Origin of the sequence: Pollutimonas thiosulfatoxidans (genome assembly GCF_004022565.1) — a bacterium.
Taxonomy (GTDB): Bacteria; Pseudomonadota; Gammaproteobacteria; order Burkholderiales; family Burkholderiaceae_B; genus Pusillimonas_D; species Pusillimonas_D thiosulfatoxidans.
This window is the reverse complement of record NZ_CP022987.1, coordinates 1256276-1273189: the sequence shown is the minus strand read 5'-3', so window position 1 is coordinate 1273189 and position 16914 is coordinate 1256276. Positions and strand designations below refer to the sequence as shown.

The following is a 16914-nucleotide window of genomic DNA, read 5'->3' as shown; positions in this document are numbered from 1 at the left end:
AGGGGGGACAGCACATGAGCAATACCATAGACATCAAGGTCCCCGACATTGGCGACTTCAGCGAGGTGGAAGTCATCGAGGTGCTGGTCGCTGAAGGCGATGCCATCCAGGCCGAGCAAAGCCTGATCACTGTCGAGTCCGACAAGGCCTCCATGGAGATTCCGGCGCCACAAGGCGGGCGGATTGCTTCGCTGAAGGTCAAGGTCGGTGACAAGATCAAGGAAGGTTCGGTGATCCTGACGGTCGAGCCCGAGCAGGCAGCCGTTGCCGAGAAGGCGCCGGACAGCCAGGGTGATAAATCCCCAGCGCCCGCCAAAGAGGCCCCAACGCAAGACCAGGCCGCGGCACCAGCGGCCCCACAACCGGCAGACGCAGCCGACACCGAGCCCGCCAGTTCAGGCGGCACGGTGACTGTGTCTGTTCCAGACATCGGTGATGCCACCGATGTGGAAGTCATCGAGGTTTTGGTGGCTGTGGGCGACACCGTCGCTGCGGAGCAAAGCCTGATCACTGTCGAGTCCGACAAGGCTTCCATGGAAGTTCCGTCGTCGCAGGCAGGCGTGGTAACAGCCATCAACGTCAAGGTGGGCGACAAGGTCAACCAGGGCAGCAACATTCTGGAACTTAAGACCGCTGCAGCAGCCGCCCCGGCCAAGGCGGCGGCGCCCGCGCCCGCCACTCCGGCAGGCGACAAGGGCAATGGCAAGGAAAAAGAGGCTGAGCAGCCAGTTGAACAGCCTTCCACAGATGCCAAGCTTGCGTCCGTACCTCCCGAGCGCCATTCTCCCACCGAATCTTTTTCTGAAGCTGATGTGCCTGCGCGCAACCTGCCGCATGCATCGCCCTCGGTCCGCAAGTTCGCACGCGAGCTGGGTGTCAACCTGGCCTCGGTACAAGGTTCGGGCCGAAAGAACCGCATCACGAAAGATGATGTGCGCCAGTACGTCAAGCAGGCCTTGGCAGGCGGCACCACCAAAGCGGGCGCCGCGGCTGCCGGCCAAGGCGGACTAAGTGTGCTGGACTGGCCCAAGGTCGATTTCGCCAAGTTTGGCCAGATCGAAACCAAGCCGCTGTCCCGCATCAAGAAAATTTCGGGCGCCAACCTGCATCGCAATTGGGTCATGATTCCGCACGTCACAAACAATGACGAAGCCGACATCACGGACCTGGAGGCATTGCGCCAAACTCTGAACCAGGAGAACGAGAAGGCCGGGATCAAGGTCACCATGCTGGCTTTCCTGATCAAGGCTGTGGTGGCTGCGCTCAAGAAATTCCCCGAGTTCAATGCTTCGCTCGATGGCGACAACCTGGTTCTCAAGCAGTACTACCACATCGGCTTTGCCGCAGACACGCCCAATGGCCTGGTGGTTCCGGTCATACGCGACGCCGACAAGAAGGGCATACTTGAGATCGCATCGGAAACCGCCGTCCTGGCCAAGGCAGCCCGCGACGGCAAGTTGTCGCCGGCGCAGATGCAAGGCGGCTGCTTTTCCATCTCATCCTTGGGTGGCATAGGCGGCACCTCGTTCACGCCCATCATCAACGCGCCCGAAGTCGCCATACTGGGCGTTTCGCGCGCCTCCCACGAGCCCGTCTGGGACGGCAAGAAGTTCAAGCCGCGCTTGATGCTGCCCTTGTCCTTGTCGTACGACCACCGCGTCATCGATGGCGCGTCCGCAGCCCGCTTCAATGCCTACCTAAGCGGCCTGCTGGCCGACTTCCGGCGCATTGCGCTATAGGACCCGCCCATGAGCACAAACGAACTGAACATACCGGATATTGGCGATGTTTCCGAGGTCGAAGTCATCGAGGTTCTGGTGGCGGCAGGCGACACCATCAAGCCGGAGCAAAGCCTGATCACTGTGGAATCCGATAAGGCTTCCATGGAGATACCGGCTGCCAGAGGCGGTGTCGTCAGTGCTGTCCTGGTCAAGGTAGGCGACAAGGTCACTGAAGGCACCCCCATGGTCCGGCTCGAAGCGGCTGCAGAAGGCGACGGTGCTGCTTCGGACGAGTCTGCCGGCAAGCAGCCCGAGCCCAAGGCGGAGCAGAAGCCAGAACCCAAGACAGAGCAGAAGCTCGAGCAGAAAGCCGCTGCCCACAGCACCGACACCGCCGAAAAATCGGCCGCGCCTGCTGCCGCTGCGGCGTCTGCTGCCGGGTCATACGCGGGGACGGCCGACGCCGAATGCGACGTGCTGGTGCTGGGCGCTGGCCCTGGCGGCTATTCCGCTGCATTCCGCGCCGCCGATTTGGGCTTGTCGGTGGTGCTGGTCGAACGCTACGCCACGCTGGGCGGCGTTTGCCTGAACGTCGGTTGCATACCTTCCAAGGCCTTGCTGCACACCGCGGCAGTGCTGGAAGAGGCACAGTCGCTGGCGGCGCATGGCATCAAGTTCAACAAGCCCGAGATCGATCTGGACGCGCTGCGCGCCCACAAGGACGAGGTCGTGGGCAAGCTTACGGGCGGCCTGGCCGGCATGGCCAAGGCACGCAAGGTCAAGGTCGTGACCGGCAAAGGCCAATTTGCCGATCCCTATCACTTGACGGTCACGGCGGACGACGGATCGGCTCAAACCGTGAAGTTCAAGTCGGCCATCATCGCGGCGGGCAGCCAGTCGGTCAAGCTGCCATTCTTCCCTGAAGACAGCCGCATTGTGGATTCAACCGGCGCGCTGTTGCTTGCCAATATCCCCAAGAAAATGTTGATCGTCGGTGGCGGCATCATCGGCCTGGAGATGGGCACGGTGTACTCCGCACTGGGCTCGCGCCTGGACGTGGTCGAGATGCAAAGCGGCCTGATGCAAGGCGCGGATCGCGACATGGTCAAGGTTTGGGAGAAAATGAACGCCCGGCGGTTTGACCAGATCATGCTGGACACCAAGACCGTCGGCGCCGAAGCAAAGGACGACGGCATCTGGGTGCGTTTCGAAGGCGCCAAGGCGCCCAAGGAAGCGCAGCGCTACGATCTGGTCCTGCAAGCGGTCGGGCGCACGCCCAACGGCAAGACCCTGGCCGCGGACAAGGCCGGCGTGCAGGTTACGGATCGCGGCTATATCGAAGTGGACAAGCAGATGCGCACCAACGTGGCGCACATCTACGCCATCGGCGACATCGTTGGCCAACCCATGCTGGCGCACAAGGCTGTGCACGAGGGTCATGTTGCCGCCGAGGTCATAGCCGGACAAAAAAGCTTCTTTGACGCCCGGGTCATTCCTTCGGTGGCCTACACAGACCCGGAAGTCGCATGGGTCGGCCTGACCGAGGACGAAGCCCGCAAGGAAGGCATCGCCATCCAAAAAGGCCTGTTCCCCTGGGCAGCGTCCGGACGCGCCATTGCCAATGGTCGCGACGAGGGCTTCACCAAGCTTTTGTTCGATGCCGAAACCAAGCGGATTCTGGGCGGAGGCATAGTGGGTACCCATGCCGGCGACCTGATCAGCGAGGTGGCCCTTGCCATTGAGATGGGCGCAGATGCCGTCGATATCGGTAAAACCATACATCCCCACCCGACATTGGGCGAGTCCATAGGCATGGCTGCGGAAGTGGCCGAAGGCACTTGCACCGATCTTCCTCCGCCACGACGGAAATAACGCCGCAAGGCGTATGGCTACACGCGGTCGGCCCAGCGGCAGGTGCTAACATCAGCACCTGCCGCTACGTTTTTTGACGCTATTTATTCATGACTTCTCTTTCGCCTGGCGCATCCGCCACTTTGCCGCAGTGGCTGGACTACCTCGAAACCCTGCACCGTACGTCCATTGACCTGGGCCTGGAACGGATACGCACTGTGGCGGACAAACTTGGCATGACCATGCCATTTGTCAAGATCACCGTGGGCGGCACCAACGGCAAGGGTTCCACCTGCGCCATGCTGGAGGCGATCTTGCTGGCGGCAGGCTACAAGGTGGGCCTGTATACCTCGCCACACCTGGTGGACTTCAACGAGCGCATACGCCTGAACGGCGATTTCGCCACGGACGAGCAGATCGTGGCCCAGTTGCACAAGATAGAGCAGTTGCGTGGCGACACCACCTTGACGTACTTCGAGTACACCACCCTGGCCGCGCTGCTGCTGTTCGAAGCCCAAAGCATGGATGTCGCAGTGCTTGAAGTCGGCTTGGGCGGGCGGCTGGATGCTGTCAATCTGGTGGATACCGACTGCGCCATTATTACCAGCGTGGACATCGACCACACCGAATACCTGGGCGATACGCGCGAGAAGATCGGCCTGGAGAAGGCGCATATCTTCCGCTCCGGCAAGCCTGCCGTATGCGCAGACCCGGTGCCGCCTGACACGCTCGTCGAGTACGCCAGCCAGATCGGGGCCGACCTGTGGCGCTTCGGCAAAGATTTCAATTACTCCGGCGACCGCCTTCAGTGGGCCTATGGCGGCCGGGCGCAGCGGCGCAGCGGCCTGGCTTACCCGTCATTGCGGGGCGCCAATCAGTTGCTGAATGCCACTGCCGCACTCGCCGCCCTTGAGGCCCTGCGCAATACGCTTATTGTGCCGCAGCAGGCCGTGCGCATAGGCTTGTCGCAAGTCGCCTTGCCCGCTCGTCTGCAAATATTGCCAGGCACACCCACCATTATTCTGGACGTGGCCCACAACCCCCATGCGGCCGCTGCCCTGGGCCAGAACCTGGACAGCATGGGTTATTTCCCGCATACCCACGCGGTGGTGGGCATGCTGCACGATAAAGACATCGCGGGGGTGGTGGCCCGGCTGGCAACGCGCGTGGACCGCTGGTATTGCGCCGGCCTTCCCGGCCATCGCGGTACACCTGCCAACGAACTGGCCGGCATTGTTCGCCAGGCTGTCGCCGCGACCACGGGGCGGAGCACCCTGGAAGAAACCAGCACGGAAGCGCGGCGCGTGCCAGAACCCGCCGCGCCGTCAGGCAAGCCCGGTGTGCGTGCGGCTGCCGTCGCCCCGGTAAACGCCGAAGCGGTCAGCGTTACCACTCATGACGATCCGTTGCTGGCGTTTGTTGCCGCGCAAAATCAGGCCACCGAGAATGATAGAATTCTCGTGTTTGGATCGTTTGCGACCGTCGGTCCGATTCTGGATCATCTCGGACGCAAGGCCACATAGTTCCAACAAGCCTCATGGCCGGCTTGTTTTCAAGATAGGTTTTTGCTCCATGGGATTGTTCTCTCGTAAAGAACCCGAAGCGGGATCCGGACGCCGCTCGGCGTCTCGTAGTTCGCTTTCCAGTGAAGCCCAGGCCACCGAATTGCGCGGGCGTGCCCGGCGTCGGCTGATCGGTGCACTGGCATTGGTGTTGGCTGCCGTCATCGTGGTGCCCATGCTGTTCGATTCGCCCGATCCTGCGCAGCAGGCCAGCGCGCCTGTCGTGGTGCCGGCTATTGTGCCGCCCGAACCCAGCCAGAATCTCGCCATGGCACCGGCTACTCCTCCAGCCTCCACGACGGGTGATGACACCTCGAACGGTACGCCGGACGCCGCGACCGAGGCGCCGCCAACTGATGCAGCAAACGGCCAGGCAACGGCCGCAGCCCCGGCCCCGGCAGCTGGCGAAACCCCGACCGCCGATGCGCCAACCGAAACGCCTGCGCCGCAAGTCGAAGAGTCCAAGCCCGAGCCCACGCCGCCTGCCAAGCCGGCCGACAAGCCCGAAACCAAAACCGAAGCCAAAGCTGAAGCGCCGGCCAAGACCCGCACTGACGACGGGTCGGTGGCCATCGCGCTGCTCGAAGGACGCTTGCCGCCGCAGACCGCAACTGCCACCGAAAACAAGGGCAGTTATATATTGCAGATCGCCGCTTACGGCACCGCCTCTGATGCCGAGAGCCGCCGCGATCGACTGGTAGGCGCCGGCGTCACCAACGCCTATGTCCAGGAAGCCGTCTCGGGCGGCAAGCCCACGTATCGCTTGCGCGTTGGGCCTTTCCCGACACGCGATGCGGCGCAAGCTGCGCAAGCTCGTTTACGTGCCCTGGGTTACGACAACGGTTTCATCTCCACTAAGTGACCAGCTTCGACTATCTTGTGCTGGCCATACTTTGTGTGTCGGCATTGCTGGGCCTGCTGCGCGGGCTCATCAAGGAAGTCTTATCCCTTATTGCTTACGTCGTGGCCTTTCTGGCTGCGATCTGGTGGGGGCCGATCGTGTCGGTATGGCTGGCTGCCTGGATAGACAACGGGCTGTTGCGTACGGCCGCAGCCTATGGGGCCGTCTTCATCGTTGTGCTGCTATTGGTGGGATTAGTCAATGTCACGCTGGGCAGCCTGGTCAAACGAACTGGCCTGACGCCTGCCGATCACGGACTGGGCGCGGTGTTCGGCTTGCTGCGCGGAGCGCTCTTCGTTGTTGTGCTGGTTTCCCTGGCTGGCTATACCGAGTTGCCTCGCGAGCCCTGGTGGCAGGAAGCCCGCTTGTCCGGCCCCGTAGTGCAGGGCATACAACACATCAAACTGCTGTTGCCGCCGTCCCTGGCGGCATGGTTACCTTATTGATCGATACACAGGAACATCACCATGTGCGGAATAGTGGGGGTGGCCGGCTCGGGCCCCGTCAACCAACTGATTTATGACAGCTTGCTGTTGCTGCAGCACCGCGGCCAGGACGCGGCCGGGATCGCCACGTCGCACGATCAATTTTTCAATATGTACAAGGCTCATGGCCTGGTGCGTGATGTCTTTCGTACGCGCAACATGCGGTCCTTGCCCGGCAACAGCGGGCTGGGGCAAGTGCGCTATCCGACGGCGGGATCCAGCGACAGCGTGGACGAGGCGCAACCGTTCTACGTCAATGCGCCGTTTGGCATCACCTTCGTCCATAACGGCAACCTGACAAACTGGCGCGAGTTGCGCGAGGCCTTGTTCCGTGTGGACCGCCGCCACATCAACACCAATTCCGATTCCGAAGTCCTGCTCAATGTGTTTGCACACGAGCTGCACATCGCGGCCAATGGCGGCTCGCTGGATGAGGACGCCATTTTCAACGCGGTGTCGGCGGTGCATGGACGCGCCAGGGGCGCCTACGCGGTCATTGCGCAAATTGCCAGCTATGGGCTGGTGGCCTTTAGGGATCCCTATGGCATCCGGCCGCTGTGCCTGGGTCGCATGGAAACCGAAAAGGGCGACGAATGGATGGTGGCGTCCGAATCGGTAGCCCTGACCGGCTGCGGCTACACGCTGGTGCGCGATGTCGAGCCGGGCGAAGCCTTGTTCATCGACCTGGACGGCAAGCTTAGCAGTCGTCAATGCGCTGAGAATCCGTCCCTGACGCCTTGTGCTTTCGAGTATGTGTACTTTGCGCGTCCCGACTCGCTGATGGATGGGGTGTCGATCTACGACGCGCGCCTGAACATGGGCGAATATCTGGGTGACAACGTGGCCAAGACGCTGCGCTTGGGAGATATCGACGTCGTCATGCCCATACCCGATTCTTCACGCCCATCGGCGATGCAACTGGCGGCCAGGCTGGATCTCAGCTACCGCGAAGGCTTCATCAAGAACCGCTACATCGGGCGGACTTTCATCATGCCCGGTCAGGCTGTGCGCAAGAAATCGGTGCGCCAGAAGCTGAGTGCGATCGGGATGGAGTTTCGTGGCAAGAACGTGCTGTTGGTCGATGATTCCATCGTCCGGGGTACAACCAGCCGCGAAATTGTCGATATGGCACGGGCCGCAGGTGCCAACAAGGTCTATTTTGCTTCAGCCGCGCCTGCTGTCCGCTATCCCAATGTGTATGGCATCGATATGCCCAGCCAATCGGAACTGATTGCCAACGGCCGCGACACGGCGCAGATTGCAAGCGAAATCGGCGCAGACGGCCTGGTTTATCAAGAGCTCAACGATCTGGAGCAAGCCATACGCGATTTGAATCCCGCCATGAAGCAGTTCGAGTCGTCCTGCTTCAACGGCCGGTACGTTACCGGGGATATCGATGCGGCTTATCTTGAGCGACTGAGCCAGACACGGGGTGTTCGCCCACCGGCGGGCGAGATGGCGACCCGCGAAAACGACGAGTAGGCGTTTAGATAGCGCTGGGCCAAGGCCGACCTTAGCCCAGCCGCCGCAATGCCGGCACTAGCCCCAGCACGCCGATCACCACAAACAAGCCCAGTGACCACAAGGCATATTCGACGCCCAGCAGGTTGACCCTTGCGTCCATGCAGGTCGCGTATATGCCGAAGAGCCAGGGCACATTGGCGTCCAGCCCGCTGCCCACCATGAAGCGGTCGGCAAAGGTCATGTCGCAGGAAAACATCTTGGCGGCCACCGTGTACTGATACCAGGCCGCCATGGCGCCGCCGACGCTAAGCAGTGTGACCAGCAGACCGGCTGCGCGGCGCGCCAGGGCGGTGACGCGCCCGGCCAGCAGTCCGCCCCAACATAGCAGTGCGATCAGTATGAACACCAGGCGTTGCAGCACGCACCATGCGCAAGGCTGGAGCCCAAATACGTGCTGGGACACCAGTGCGATCGCGACCGCGGTGATGCAAAGCAGGGCGATGAAATGGAGCAATCGGGTTGAGCTTGTCATGGAGAACCTTCGAGTTCGAGCGTCGCTAGCAGCTTACGCTCGAATTGTAGCTGGGCGCGAGGGTGTCCGAGTGCGGAGCCTTCGATAATGAACACGTCTTCCACGCGATCACCCAAGGTCAGTATCTTGGCCATATTAAGGCTGATGCCGTGCGCTGCAAAGACCTGTGCGAGGTTGTAGAGCAAGCCAGGGCGATCGGCTGCCGTCACAGAGAGGCGCCATGAGGTGCTGCGTTCGTCGGGCTGCAATTCGACATGCGGCATAATCGGAAAAAAACGCGATCGACGCGAACCCGAGCGCCGCGGCAAGGTTCCTGGCGCTGGAGCGTCGGCGCTTAGCAGTGCGCGACACAGCTCATGTTCGACCAGCGTCGCATTCGAGCGGTAGTCCTTGTCCTGCCCGGGCAGCAAGACAATAAAGCTGTCCAGCGCCCAGCCATGATGCGTCGTGTGCACGCGGGCGTCTTGTACGCTTAAGGCTCGGCTGTCGAAGTAGCGGCAAATGCTTACAAACAAATCTTTACGATCGGGTGTGTAGACCATGACCTGCAGGGCCTCGTTCTGTCCGACGACACGCGCCTTCACCACCGGCTCGGGCGTGTCGACCCGATAGTACAGATGCCGTGTGTGCCACGCGATCTCGCTGGCCTCGTGACGCAGGAAGTAGGCCACGTCCAGTTGATTCCAGAAGTTGTCGCGGCTTTCGTCGCGCAAGCCGATCAAGCGGATTTCGTTGGCGGCGGCTTCCTTGCGCTGCGCGAGCACCGTGCCCGCGTCCGGCTGGGCGCCGCCCAGCGCCTCTATGGTTTGGCGGAACAGGTCTTCCAGCAGCTTGCCTTTCCAGGAGTTCCATACTTTGGGGCTGGTCCCGCGTATGTCGGCGACCGTCAGCAAATACAGCGCGGTCAGGCGGCGCTCGGTGCCTACGCGCTCGGCAAAGTCGTGGACCACGCCGGGATCGCTCAGGTCGCGCTTCTGGGCCACAAGAGACATGGTCAGATGCTCGCGCACCAGGAACTCCACCAAAGCCTTGTCGTCGCCGTCTATGCCATGTTCGTTGCAGAAGCGGCGTGCGTCCACGGCGCCCAGTTCGGAATGATCGCCGCCCCGGCCTTTGGCGATGTCATGGAACAGCGCGGCCACGTAGAGCAGCCAGTGACGGTCGAAATCGGCGATCAACTGGCTGGCCAGCGGGTACTCTTGCGCGTGTTCGGGCATGGTGAACCGGCGCAGGTTGCGCACCACCATCAGAATGTGCTGGTCGACCGTATAGGCATGAAACAGGTCATGCTGCATCTGTCCGACTATGCGCCGAAATACCGGAAGATAGCGGGGCAGAATGTTCAGCATGGTCATGTGCCGCAACGCATGGACCACGCCGCGAGGCTGCTGCAAAATCTGCAGGAACTGACGCCGATTGACCGGGTTGCGCCGAAATTGCGCGTCGATGCTGCGACGCGCATGCCACATCGCGCGCTGCATGGGCGCCGCCATGCCGGTGATCTCAGGCCTTTCCTGCATCACCAGAAAGGCCCGGAAGATCAGTGCCGGGTTGCGCTCGAAGCCGTCTTCACGCCGTATGCCCAGGCGGCCCCGTATCATGAAGAAGTCGTCATCGATGATGCTTGCCTGCTCGTTGGGCAACGGAAACAGTTTCTCTTCGAGGCTTTGCATCAAAATGATGTTCAGCTGACTGACCACGCGTGCGGCCCAGTAATAGCGCTGCATCAGGATTTCGCTGGGGCGCCGGGTGCGTGTGGCCTCGAATCCGTACACCGCGGCCAGGGCCGGCTGCAGATCGAACAGCACGCGATCTTCACGTCTGCCCGCCAGCAGGTGCAGCTCGATGCGCAGGCGCTTGAAGGCTTGCTCGGCCCGGCGCAATGCCCGGAACTCTGCCGCTGTCAGCAGGTCGCTGCGGGCAATTTCGCGCCAGCTATGGCCCAGTCCGGCAGCCTGTGCCATCCACATCACCACCTGCAAGTCGCGCAGGCCGCCCGGGGCCTCCTTGCAATTGGGCTCCAGCGAGTACGGGGTGTCGTGATGGCGTGCATGGCGCTGCTGCATCTCGGCCCGCTTGGCCTGGAAAAAAGCCTGAGGATCGAGCTGCTCCAGCATGGTGGTGCGCAAGGTCTGAAACAGGTTGCGGCTGCCCACCAGCCAGCGTGCTTCCATCAAGGCGGTTTCAACGGTGATGTCGTTGGCGGCTTCGCGTTGGCAGTCTTCCAGCGTCCGTACGCTATGGCCGGGCTCTATGCCCAAGTCCCACATGGCGGCGACCAGCGCCTCTATCGCATTGGTATCGTCCTGTGTGGGCGGCTGGCGCAGCAGGATCAGTACGTCGACGTCGGAATGCGGATAGAGTTCGCCGCGACCATAGCCGCCCACGGCAACCAGGACGGCCCCCACGGGCAGGGGGTGCAGGCGAACCAGTTCGCGCAGGGCCTGGTCGGCGTTGCGTCGCAAGGCGGCCAGGAGGGTGTCGGGGCGACGTTGCTCGCGAAACGCCTGTATGGCTTCGGCGCGGCGGACAGCAAGCTGATCGCGCACCAGGCTAAGGGATTGCGCGTTCATAAGCTGTCCCGTCAGGGCATCAGGCTGCCGCGACGAAGGGCGGCGGCGCCGGCATGTCGGGGGACACGGTCAGGATCTCGTAGCCCGTGTCGGTGACCAGGACACTGTGCTCCCATTGTGCCGACAAGCTGTGATCGCGCGTTACGACCGTCCAGCCGTCTGCCAGGGTGCGGATATCTTTGCGCCCGGCGTTGATCATGGGTTCGATCGTGAAGATCATGCCCGGCTGCAGTTTCACGCCGGTACCCGGCTTGCCGTAATGCAGCACCTGCGGGTCTTGATGGAATTTGCGTCCCACGCCATGGCCGCAGTACTCGCGCACAACGGAGAAGCCCTGCTTTTCGGCGTGCTGCTGGATGGCATGCCCGATGTCGCCCAGCGAACCGCCCGGGCGCACTTGCTCGATGCCCAGCCACATGCATTCGTACGTGGTTTCGGTAAGACGCCTGGCAAGTATCGATGGCTCACCGATGTAGTACATGCGGCTGGTGTCGCCAAACCAGCCATCCTTGATGACCGTAACGTCGATATTCATGATGTCGCCGTTTTTCAGGACTTTCTCGCCGGGAATGCCATGGCAGATCACATGATTGACCGACGTGCAGATGGACGCGGGAAAAGGCGTATACCCAGGAGGCGCATAACCGACGGTGGCGGACTCGACCTTGAGCTCATCGGTGATGAATTCAAGGCAAAGCCGGTCGAGCTCGCCTGTGGTGATTCCCGCTTTTACGTGAGGCGCCAGGAAGTCCAGGGTGGAGGCTGCAGCTTGGCAAGCGGCGCGCATTTTGTCGAGATCGGCGGGGTCGGTAACGAGACTACTCATGGTAACTTGAATTTGGTCGGCTAAAAATAGTAGAATTATAGGCTTTCTTAAAATTCCTTTAGGAAAGCGAAAAAAATCGCGTGCCCGGTAACAGAAGGGTGTTTTGATGCGACTAGCCACTAGTGTACTTGTTTGGCCCACGGGCCAGCATGCAGGGGTTAGCAGCCAGAATACAAACCGGCCACAAGACCAAACCCTTGGAGAATATGATGTCGTTAATGCGCGAAATGCTAGAAGCCGGTGTGCACTTTGGCCACCAGACCCGTTACTGGAACCCCAAGATGGCGCCGTTCATCTTTGGTCAGCGTAACAAGATCCACATCGTCAACCTCGAACAGACGGTCGTTAAATTCCAGGAAGCAGCCAAGTTCGTGCGCCAGATCGCCGCACGTGGCGGCAGCGTGTTGTTTGTCGGCACCAAGCGCGCTGCCCGCGAACTCGTGGCCGCCGAAGCTGCACGTTGCGGCATGCCTTACGTAGACAGCCGTTGGCTGGGTGGCATGATGACCAACTTCAAAACGGTCAAGACTTCGGTCAAGCGCCTGAAAGAAATGGAAGCGCAGATCGCCGACGGCGCCACCGAGCGCATGAGCAAAAAAGAAGCGCTCATGTTTGATCGCGAACTCGAAAAGCTCAACAAGGCTATCGGTGGCATCAAAGACATGAACACCTTGCCTGACGCCCTGTTCGTCATCGACGTTGGCTACCACAAGATTGCCATCGCCGAAGCTCGTACGCTGGGTATTCCAGTCGTCGCGGTTGTCGACACCAACCACTCGCCCGACGGCGTGGAACACATCATTCCCGGTAACGACGACTCGGCCAAGGCCATTGCCTTGTATGCCCGTGGCATGGCCGACGCCGTGCTGGAAGGCCGCGAACAGAACCTGAACGGTCTGGTTGAAGAAATCACCGAAGGCGAAGAGTTCGTCGAGGTCGAAGAAGAGCGCGAATAAGCCTATGCGCCCGGCATAGTCCGGGCCGGGGCCGCCATGGTCATCCCATGGTGGCCCGTCATTGCGTTCGCACTGCCCCGGTAAGACCGGGGCGCGTTTTAATGAACTGGAGAAAATAGTGGCCCAAATTACCGCATCCATGGTTAAAGAACTGCGCGAGAAAACCGACGCCCCCATGATGGAGTGCAAGAAGGCGCTCACCGAGGCGGACGGCGATCTGGCTCGCGCTGAAGAGATTCTCCGCGTCAAGCTGGGCAGCAAGGCCAGCAAGGCAGCCAGCCGCGTCACCGCCGAAGGCCTGATCGGGCTGCACATCGCCGCCGACAGCAAGCATGGCGCCGTAATCGAAATCAACTGCGAAACCGACTTTGTCGCCAAGAACGACGATTTCATCGACTTCGTGGCCAAGCTGGCCGAACTGGTTGCCGACAAGAACCCCGCCGACGTGGCAGCGCTGAACGCCTTGGCTTTCGGTGAAGGCACGGTTGAAACCACCCGCGCTGCGCTGGTCGGAAAGATCGGCGAGAACGTCGCTGTGCGCCGCTTCGAACGCTTCGAGACCGAGAACAAGCTGGCCAGCTACGTGCATGGCGGCAAGATCGGTGTGTTGGTCGACTTCTCCGGCCCCGATGAAGCCGGCAAGGATCTGGCCATGCATATTGCTGCCACCAAGCCCAAGGCGCTGGACGCCAGCGGTGTTGCCGCAGCCGATATCGCTGCAGAGCGTTCGGTCGCCGAACAAAAGGCTGCCGAATCCGGAAAGCCCGCCGAGATCGTCAGCAAGATGGTCGAAGGTTCTGTCCAGAAGTTCCTCAAGGAAGTCACCCTGCTGTCCCAGCCGTTCGTCAAGAACGACAAGCAAACCGTCGAGCAGATGCTCAAAGAGAAAAGCGCCACCATCTCGCGCTTCGCACTCTATGTCGTAGGCGAAGGCCTCGAGAAGAAGTCGGAAGACTTTGCCGCAGAAGTCGCCGCGGCTGCCGCTGGCAACGCCTGATCACTGTTCCAGCAACAAAATCGAGCCTGCGTGATCACGCAGGCTCGACTCTGGCATACACTTCCGTTGGATTGATTACCTGGGATACTACCTATGACCACCCGATCGTATAAGCGTGTTCTCCTCAAACTGTCCGGCGAAGCGCTGATGGGAGAGGACGCCTTTGGGATCAATCGATCAACCATCTTGCGCATGACCGAAGAAATCGCCGAGGTCGCCGCCCTGGGCGTCGAACTGGCCATCGTGATCGGTGGCGGCAATATTTTTCGGGGCGTGGCGCCCGGCGCCCAGGGCATGGACCGTGCCACCGCCGACTACATGGGCATGATGGCTACCGTCATGAACGCTCTGGCGCTGCAAGACGCGCTCAAGCACCGCGGCATCGACACTCGCGTGCAGTCCGCCCTGAACATCGACCAGGTGGTCGAGCCCTACATCCGCCCCAAGGCCTTGCGCTACCTCGAAGAGGGCAAGGTAGTGGTATTTGCCGCCGGCACAGGCAACCCTTTCTTTACAACCGATACGGCCGCCGCGTTGCGCGGTGCTGAAATCGGTGCTGAAATCGTCTTGAAGGCAACCAAGGTCGATGGCATCTACAGCGCCGACCCCAATAAAGATCCCGGTGCCACCCGTTATTCGCGCATCAGTTTCGACGAAGCCATCGTGCGCCGGCTGGAAGTCATGGACGCCACGGCATTTGCGCTGTGCCGCGATCAGAAACTGCCCATCAAGGTTTTTTCCATCAACAAGCCCGGTGCGCTCAAGCGTGCCGTGAGCGGTGAAGACGAAGGCACACTGGTACACGTTTGATAAAGGAATCATCATGAGTCTTTCAGAGGTCAGGAAGTCGGCCGAAACCCGCATGGGCAAGTCCATCGAAACGCTCAAGGTCAACTTGTCCAAGATCCGGACCGGTCGTGCGCATGCAGGCATACTGGACCATGTCATGGTCGAATACTATGGCTCGCCCGTGCCGGTCAGCCAGGTCGCCAATGTCAATCTCATGGACGCACGCACCATCAATGTGCAGGTCTGGGAGAAAAACATGGCGGGCCCGGTCGAAAAAGCCATCCGCGAGTCCGACCTGGGCCTGAACCCCATCTCCATGGGCGACAGCATCCGTGTTCCCATGCCGGCTCTTACCGAAGAACGTCGCCGCGATCTGACCAAGGTCGTGCGCACCGAAGGCGAAGACGCAAAGATCGCCGTGCGCAATCTGCGCCGCGACTCCAACGATACGCTCAAGAAGCTGGTCAAGGACAAGGAAATCTCCGAGGACGACGAGCGTCGCATGCAGGAAGAGGTGCAAAAGCTCACCGACAAGCATGTGGCCGAAATCGACAAACTTGTCACGCAGAAAGAAGCGGAGATCATGACGGTATAGTCATGCTTCGCCACGGACCTTCACAACATGCCTGTCAGCTCCACCCTGGCGGTGCCTACGAGCACTGATACGCCACGCCATATCGCCGTCATCATGGACGGGAACGGACGTTGGGCAACTCGGCGCTTCTTGCCCAGAACTGCCGGCCATGTGCGCGGGGTGCAGGCGGTTCGCCGGGCGGTCGAGGCCTGCGGCAGGCGTGGGGTGGAATACCTCACGCTGTTTGCCTTCAGTTCCGAGAACTGGCGTCGTCCGCCTGACGAAGTGTCGTTGTTGATGCGTCTGTTTATCCAGACCCTCGAAAAAGAGGTCACCAAGCTGGAAGAGCAGGGCGTGCGCCTGCGCATTGTGGGCGATCTGTCACCGTTCGAACCCAAGTTGCGCGAGCTTATCCGCAAGGCTGAACAGCGCACCGAACACAATACGGCGCTGCATCTGACTATCGCTGCCAATTATGGTGGTCGCTGGGATATCCTGCAGGCCATGCGTCGACTGCTGCGCGAGCGGCCCGACCTGGCCACGGATCCGGAAAGCATCGACGAAACCTTGCTGGCCGATTATCTGTCGATGGCTTATGCCCCCGAGCCCGACCTGTTCATCCGCACTGGCGGTGAGCAGCGCATCTCGAATTTCCTGGTCTGGCAACTGGCCTATACTGAACTGTATTTTTCGCAAGACTACTGGCCGGACTTTGGCGCCAAAGAACTCGACGCCGCCTTCGAATGGTACAGAACACGCGAGCGCCGCTTCGGGCGCACCAGCGCCCAGGTGGCTGGAAAGAACTAGACATCGGAGGGCCTATGCTGAAGCAGCGCGTCATTACGGCGATCATCATGCTTGCCGTGCTTCTCGGTACGCTGCTCGCCCCGACCGCGTGGCCACTGGTTGCGTTGCTGTCGCTGATCGCGGCATGCACCCTCTGGGAGTGGCTGCGCCTGACGCTGCCCAATTGCGTCTCGAAAGCCGCCGGCATCATTGCCGCCGTGGTGGGGCTGGGACTGCTGTGGCTGGGCAATGCCTGGCTTGCCGCCACGCCGGTAGCCTGGAGCAGCCTGATGCAGGCGCATCTGAATCTATGGCTCTTGCCGCTGGTTACCCTGGTCTGGATCGTTGTCGGCACGGCCATGGTGGTCCGCGGTCAGGCGCAGCAGCGCAGCGGCCAGGTATGGTTGAGCGTGTTCGGCGTATTGGCCGTGGTAGCGGTGTGGGGCGCCAGCGTCCAGATGTATATGCTGCGCGGCGCATGGTTCCTGGTGTCGCTGCTGGCACTCATCTGGTTTGCCGATATCGCCGCTTACTTCACCGGCAAGGCCTTGGGCCGCCGCAAGCTGGCTCCGCGCGTCAGCCCCGGGAAAACCTGGGAAGGCGCCGCTGGCGGCGTTGCCGCAGCCACCATCTGGGTTTTGCTAACCACGTTGTGGCCCGGAAGTTTCGGCGCGGTACTTGCAGAGCGCTGGCCGGTATGGCTGGTCGTGTTGATCGCTATATTCCTTGCCTCCTTGTCCATCGTGGGTGATTTGTTCGAGTCCTTGCTGAAGCGGCGTGCCGGCGTGAAAGATTCCAGCCAGTTGCTTCCCGGCCATGGTGGCGTGTATGACCGCATCGATGCCTTGCTACCCGTCGCACCCCTGGCCTTGCTGCTGACCGGGACCACACTATGAG

15 protein-coding genes are annotated in these 16914 nt (G+C 61.2%); 12 read left to right on the top strand and 3 right to left on the bottom strand.

Annotated features, from left to right (window positions below; translation table 11 throughout):
- The first annotated feature begins 14 nt into the window (after positions 1–14).
- The 6 genes from aceF (at position 15) to purF (ending at position 8002) form a co-directional block, all read left to right on the top strand.
- Positions 15–1739: a dihydrolipoyllysine-residue acetyltransferase gene (aceF, locus tag CKA81_RS06145; protein ID WP_128354508.1), complete on the top strand. Its 1725-nt coding sequence runs from the start codon at positions 15–17 to the stop codon at positions 1737–1739.
- Between the two features lie 9 nt (positions 1740–1748).
- Entirely contained in the window at positions 1749–3593 is a 1845-nt protein-coding gene (gene lpdA / locus CKA81_RS06140; protein WP_128354507.1) for a dihydrolipoyl dehydrogenase, read from the top strand.
- Between the two features lie 89 nt (positions 3594–3682).
- Positions 3683–5095 carry a bifunctional tetrahydrofolate synthase/dihydrofolate synthase gene (folC, locus tag CKA81_RS06135; protein ID WP_128354506.1) on the top strand — a complete coding sequence of 471 codons (1413 nt, stop codon included), beginning with the start codon at positions 3683–3685 and terminating at the stop codon, positions 5093–5095.
- Between the two features lie 49 nt (positions 5096–5144).
- The gene (locus CKA81_RS06130; protein WP_128354505.1) at positions 5145–5996 is read left to right on the top strand and encodes an SPOR domain-containing protein; all 852 of its coding nucleotides are present in this window, start codon (positions 5145–5147) and stop codon (positions 5994–5996) included.
- Entirely contained in the window at positions 5993–6481 is a 489-nt protein-coding gene (locus CKA81_RS06125) for a CvpA family protein (RefSeq protein WP_128354504.1), read from the top strand. The genes CKA81_RS06130 and CKA81_RS06125 overlap by 4 nt, the downstream gene beginning before the upstream one ends.
- Positions 6482–6502: 21 nt before the next feature.
- Complete coding sequence (gene purF / locus CKA81_RS06120; protein ID WP_128354503.1) at positions 6503–8002, top strand: amidophosphoribosyltransferase; 1500 nt, start codon at positions 6503–6505, stop codon at positions 8000–8002.
- 31 nt (positions 8003–8033) lie between these two features.
- Here purF and CKA81_RS06115 read toward each other — a convergent pair whose 3' ends face one another.
- The 3 genes from CKA81_RS06115 to map are packed head-to-tail and all read right to left on the bottom strand — an operon-like array spanning position 8034 to position 11915.
- Complete coding sequence (locus CKA81_RS06115; protein ID WP_128354502.1) at positions 8034–8516, bottom strand: disulfide bond formation protein B; 483 nt, start codon at positions 8514–8516, stop codon at positions 8034–8036.
- Positions 8513–11089: a [protein-PII] uridylyltransferase gene (locus CKA81_RS06110; protein ID WP_128354501.1), complete on the bottom strand. Its 2577-nt coding sequence runs from the start codon at positions 11087–11089 to the stop codon at positions 8513–8515. The genes CKA81_RS06115 and CKA81_RS06110 overlap by 4 nt, the downstream gene beginning before the upstream one ends.
- Positions 11090–11108: 19 nt before the next feature.
- The gene (gene map / locus CKA81_RS06105; RefSeq protein ID WP_128354500.1) at positions 11109–11915 is read right to left on the bottom strand and encodes a type I methionyl aminopeptidase; all 807 of its coding nucleotides are present in this window, start codon (positions 11913–11915) and stop codon (positions 11109–11111) included.
- A 209-nt stretch (positions 11916–12124) separates the two neighbouring features.
- On the opposite strand from map, the gene rpsB reads away from it, so the two are divergent.
- The 6 genes from rpsB (at position 12125) to CKA81_RS06075 (ending at position 16913) form a co-directional block, all read left to right on the top strand.
- Positions 12125–12871, top strand: coding sequence for a 30S ribosomal protein S2 (gene rpsB, locus CKA81_RS06100; RefSeq protein WP_128356620.1), 747 nt, complete (start codon positions 12125–12127; stop codon positions 12869–12871).
- A 118-nt stretch (positions 12872–12989) separates the two neighbouring features.
- The gene (tsf, locus tag CKA81_RS06095) at positions 12990–13868 is read left to right on the top strand and encodes a translation elongation factor Ts (protein WP_128354499.1); all 879 of its coding nucleotides are present in this window, start codon (positions 12990–12992) and stop codon (positions 13866–13868) included.
- 93 nt (positions 13869–13961) lie between these two features.
- Positions 13962–14678 carry a UMP kinase gene (pyrH, locus tag CKA81_RS06090; protein WP_128354498.1) on the top strand — a complete coding sequence of 239 codons (717 nt, stop codon included), beginning with the start codon at positions 13962–13964 and terminating at the stop codon, positions 14676–14678.
- A gap of 13 nt (positions 14679–14691) precedes the next feature.
- The gene (gene frr, locus CKA81_RS06085) at positions 14692–15252 is read left to right on the top strand and encodes a ribosome recycling factor (RefSeq protein ID WP_128354497.1); all 561 of its coding nucleotides are present in this window, start codon (positions 14692–14694) and stop codon (positions 15250–15252) included.
- 27 nt (positions 15253–15279) lie between these two features.
- Positions 15280–16038 (top strand): polyprenyl diphosphate synthase, encoded by a 759-nt coding sequence (gene uppS, locus CKA81_RS06080; protein WP_128354496.1) that lies wholly within the window; start codon positions 15280–15282, stop codon positions 16036–16038.
- A 14-nt stretch (positions 16039–16052) separates the two neighbouring features.
- Entirely contained in the window at positions 16053–16913 is an 861-nt protein-coding gene (locus CKA81_RS06075) for a phosphatidate cytidylyltransferase (RefSeq protein ID WP_128354495.1), read from the top strand.
- Position 16914 lies beyond the last annotated feature (1 nt).

Excerpts from the sequence above, each read along its gene's own strand:
- CKA81_RS06110 (WP_128354501.1), bottom strand. The coding sequence starts at position 11,089 with ATGAACGCGCAATCCCTTAGCCTGGTGCGCGATCAGCTTGCTGTCCGC.
- frr (WP_128354497.1), top strand. The coding sequence starts at position 14,692 with ATGAGTCTTTCAGAGGTCAGGAAGTCGGCCGAAACCCGCATGGGCAAG.
- pyrH (WP_128354498.1), top strand. The coding sequence starts at position 13,962 with ATGACCACCCGATCGTATAAGCGTGTTCTCCTCAAACTGTCCGGCGAA.
- folC (WP_128354506.1), top strand. The coding sequence starts at position 3,683 with ATGACTTCTCTTTCGCCTGGCGCATCCGCCACTTTGCCGCAGTGGCTG.
- uppS (WP_128354496.1), top strand. The coding sequence starts at position 15,280 with ATGCCTGTCAGCTCCACCCTGGCGGTGCCTACGAGCACTGATACGCCA.
- aceF (WP_128354508.1), top strand. The coding sequence starts at position 15 with ATGAGCAATACCATAGACATCAAGGTCCCCGACATTGGCGACTTCAGC.
- rpsB (WP_128356620.1), top strand. The coding sequence starts at position 12,125 with ATGTCGTTAATGCGCGAAATGCTAGAAGCCGGTGTGCACTTTGGCCAC.
- CKA81_RS06130 (WP_128354505.1), top strand. The coding sequence starts at position 5,145 with ATGGGATTGTTCTCTCGTAAAGAACCCGAAGCGGGATCCGGACGCCGC.
- purF (WP_128354503.1), top strand. The coding sequence starts at position 6,503 with ATGTGCGGAATAGTGGGGGTGGCCGGCTCGGGCCCCGTCAACCAACTG.
- lpdA (WP_128354507.1), top strand. The coding sequence starts at position 1,749 with ATGAGCACAAACGAACTGAACATACCGGATATTGGCGATGTTTCCGAG.
- CKA81_RS06115 (WP_128354502.1), bottom strand. The coding sequence starts at position 8,516 with ATGACAAGCTCAACCCGATTGCTCCATTTCATCGCCCTGCTTTGCATC.
- map (WP_128354500.1), bottom strand. The coding sequence starts at position 11,915 with ATGAGTAGTCTCGTTACCGACCCCGCCGATCTCGACAAAATGCGCGCC.
- CKA81_RS06075 (WP_128354495.1), top strand. The coding sequence starts at position 16,053 with ATGCTGAAGCAGCGCGTCATTACGGCGATCATCATGCTTGCCGTGCTT.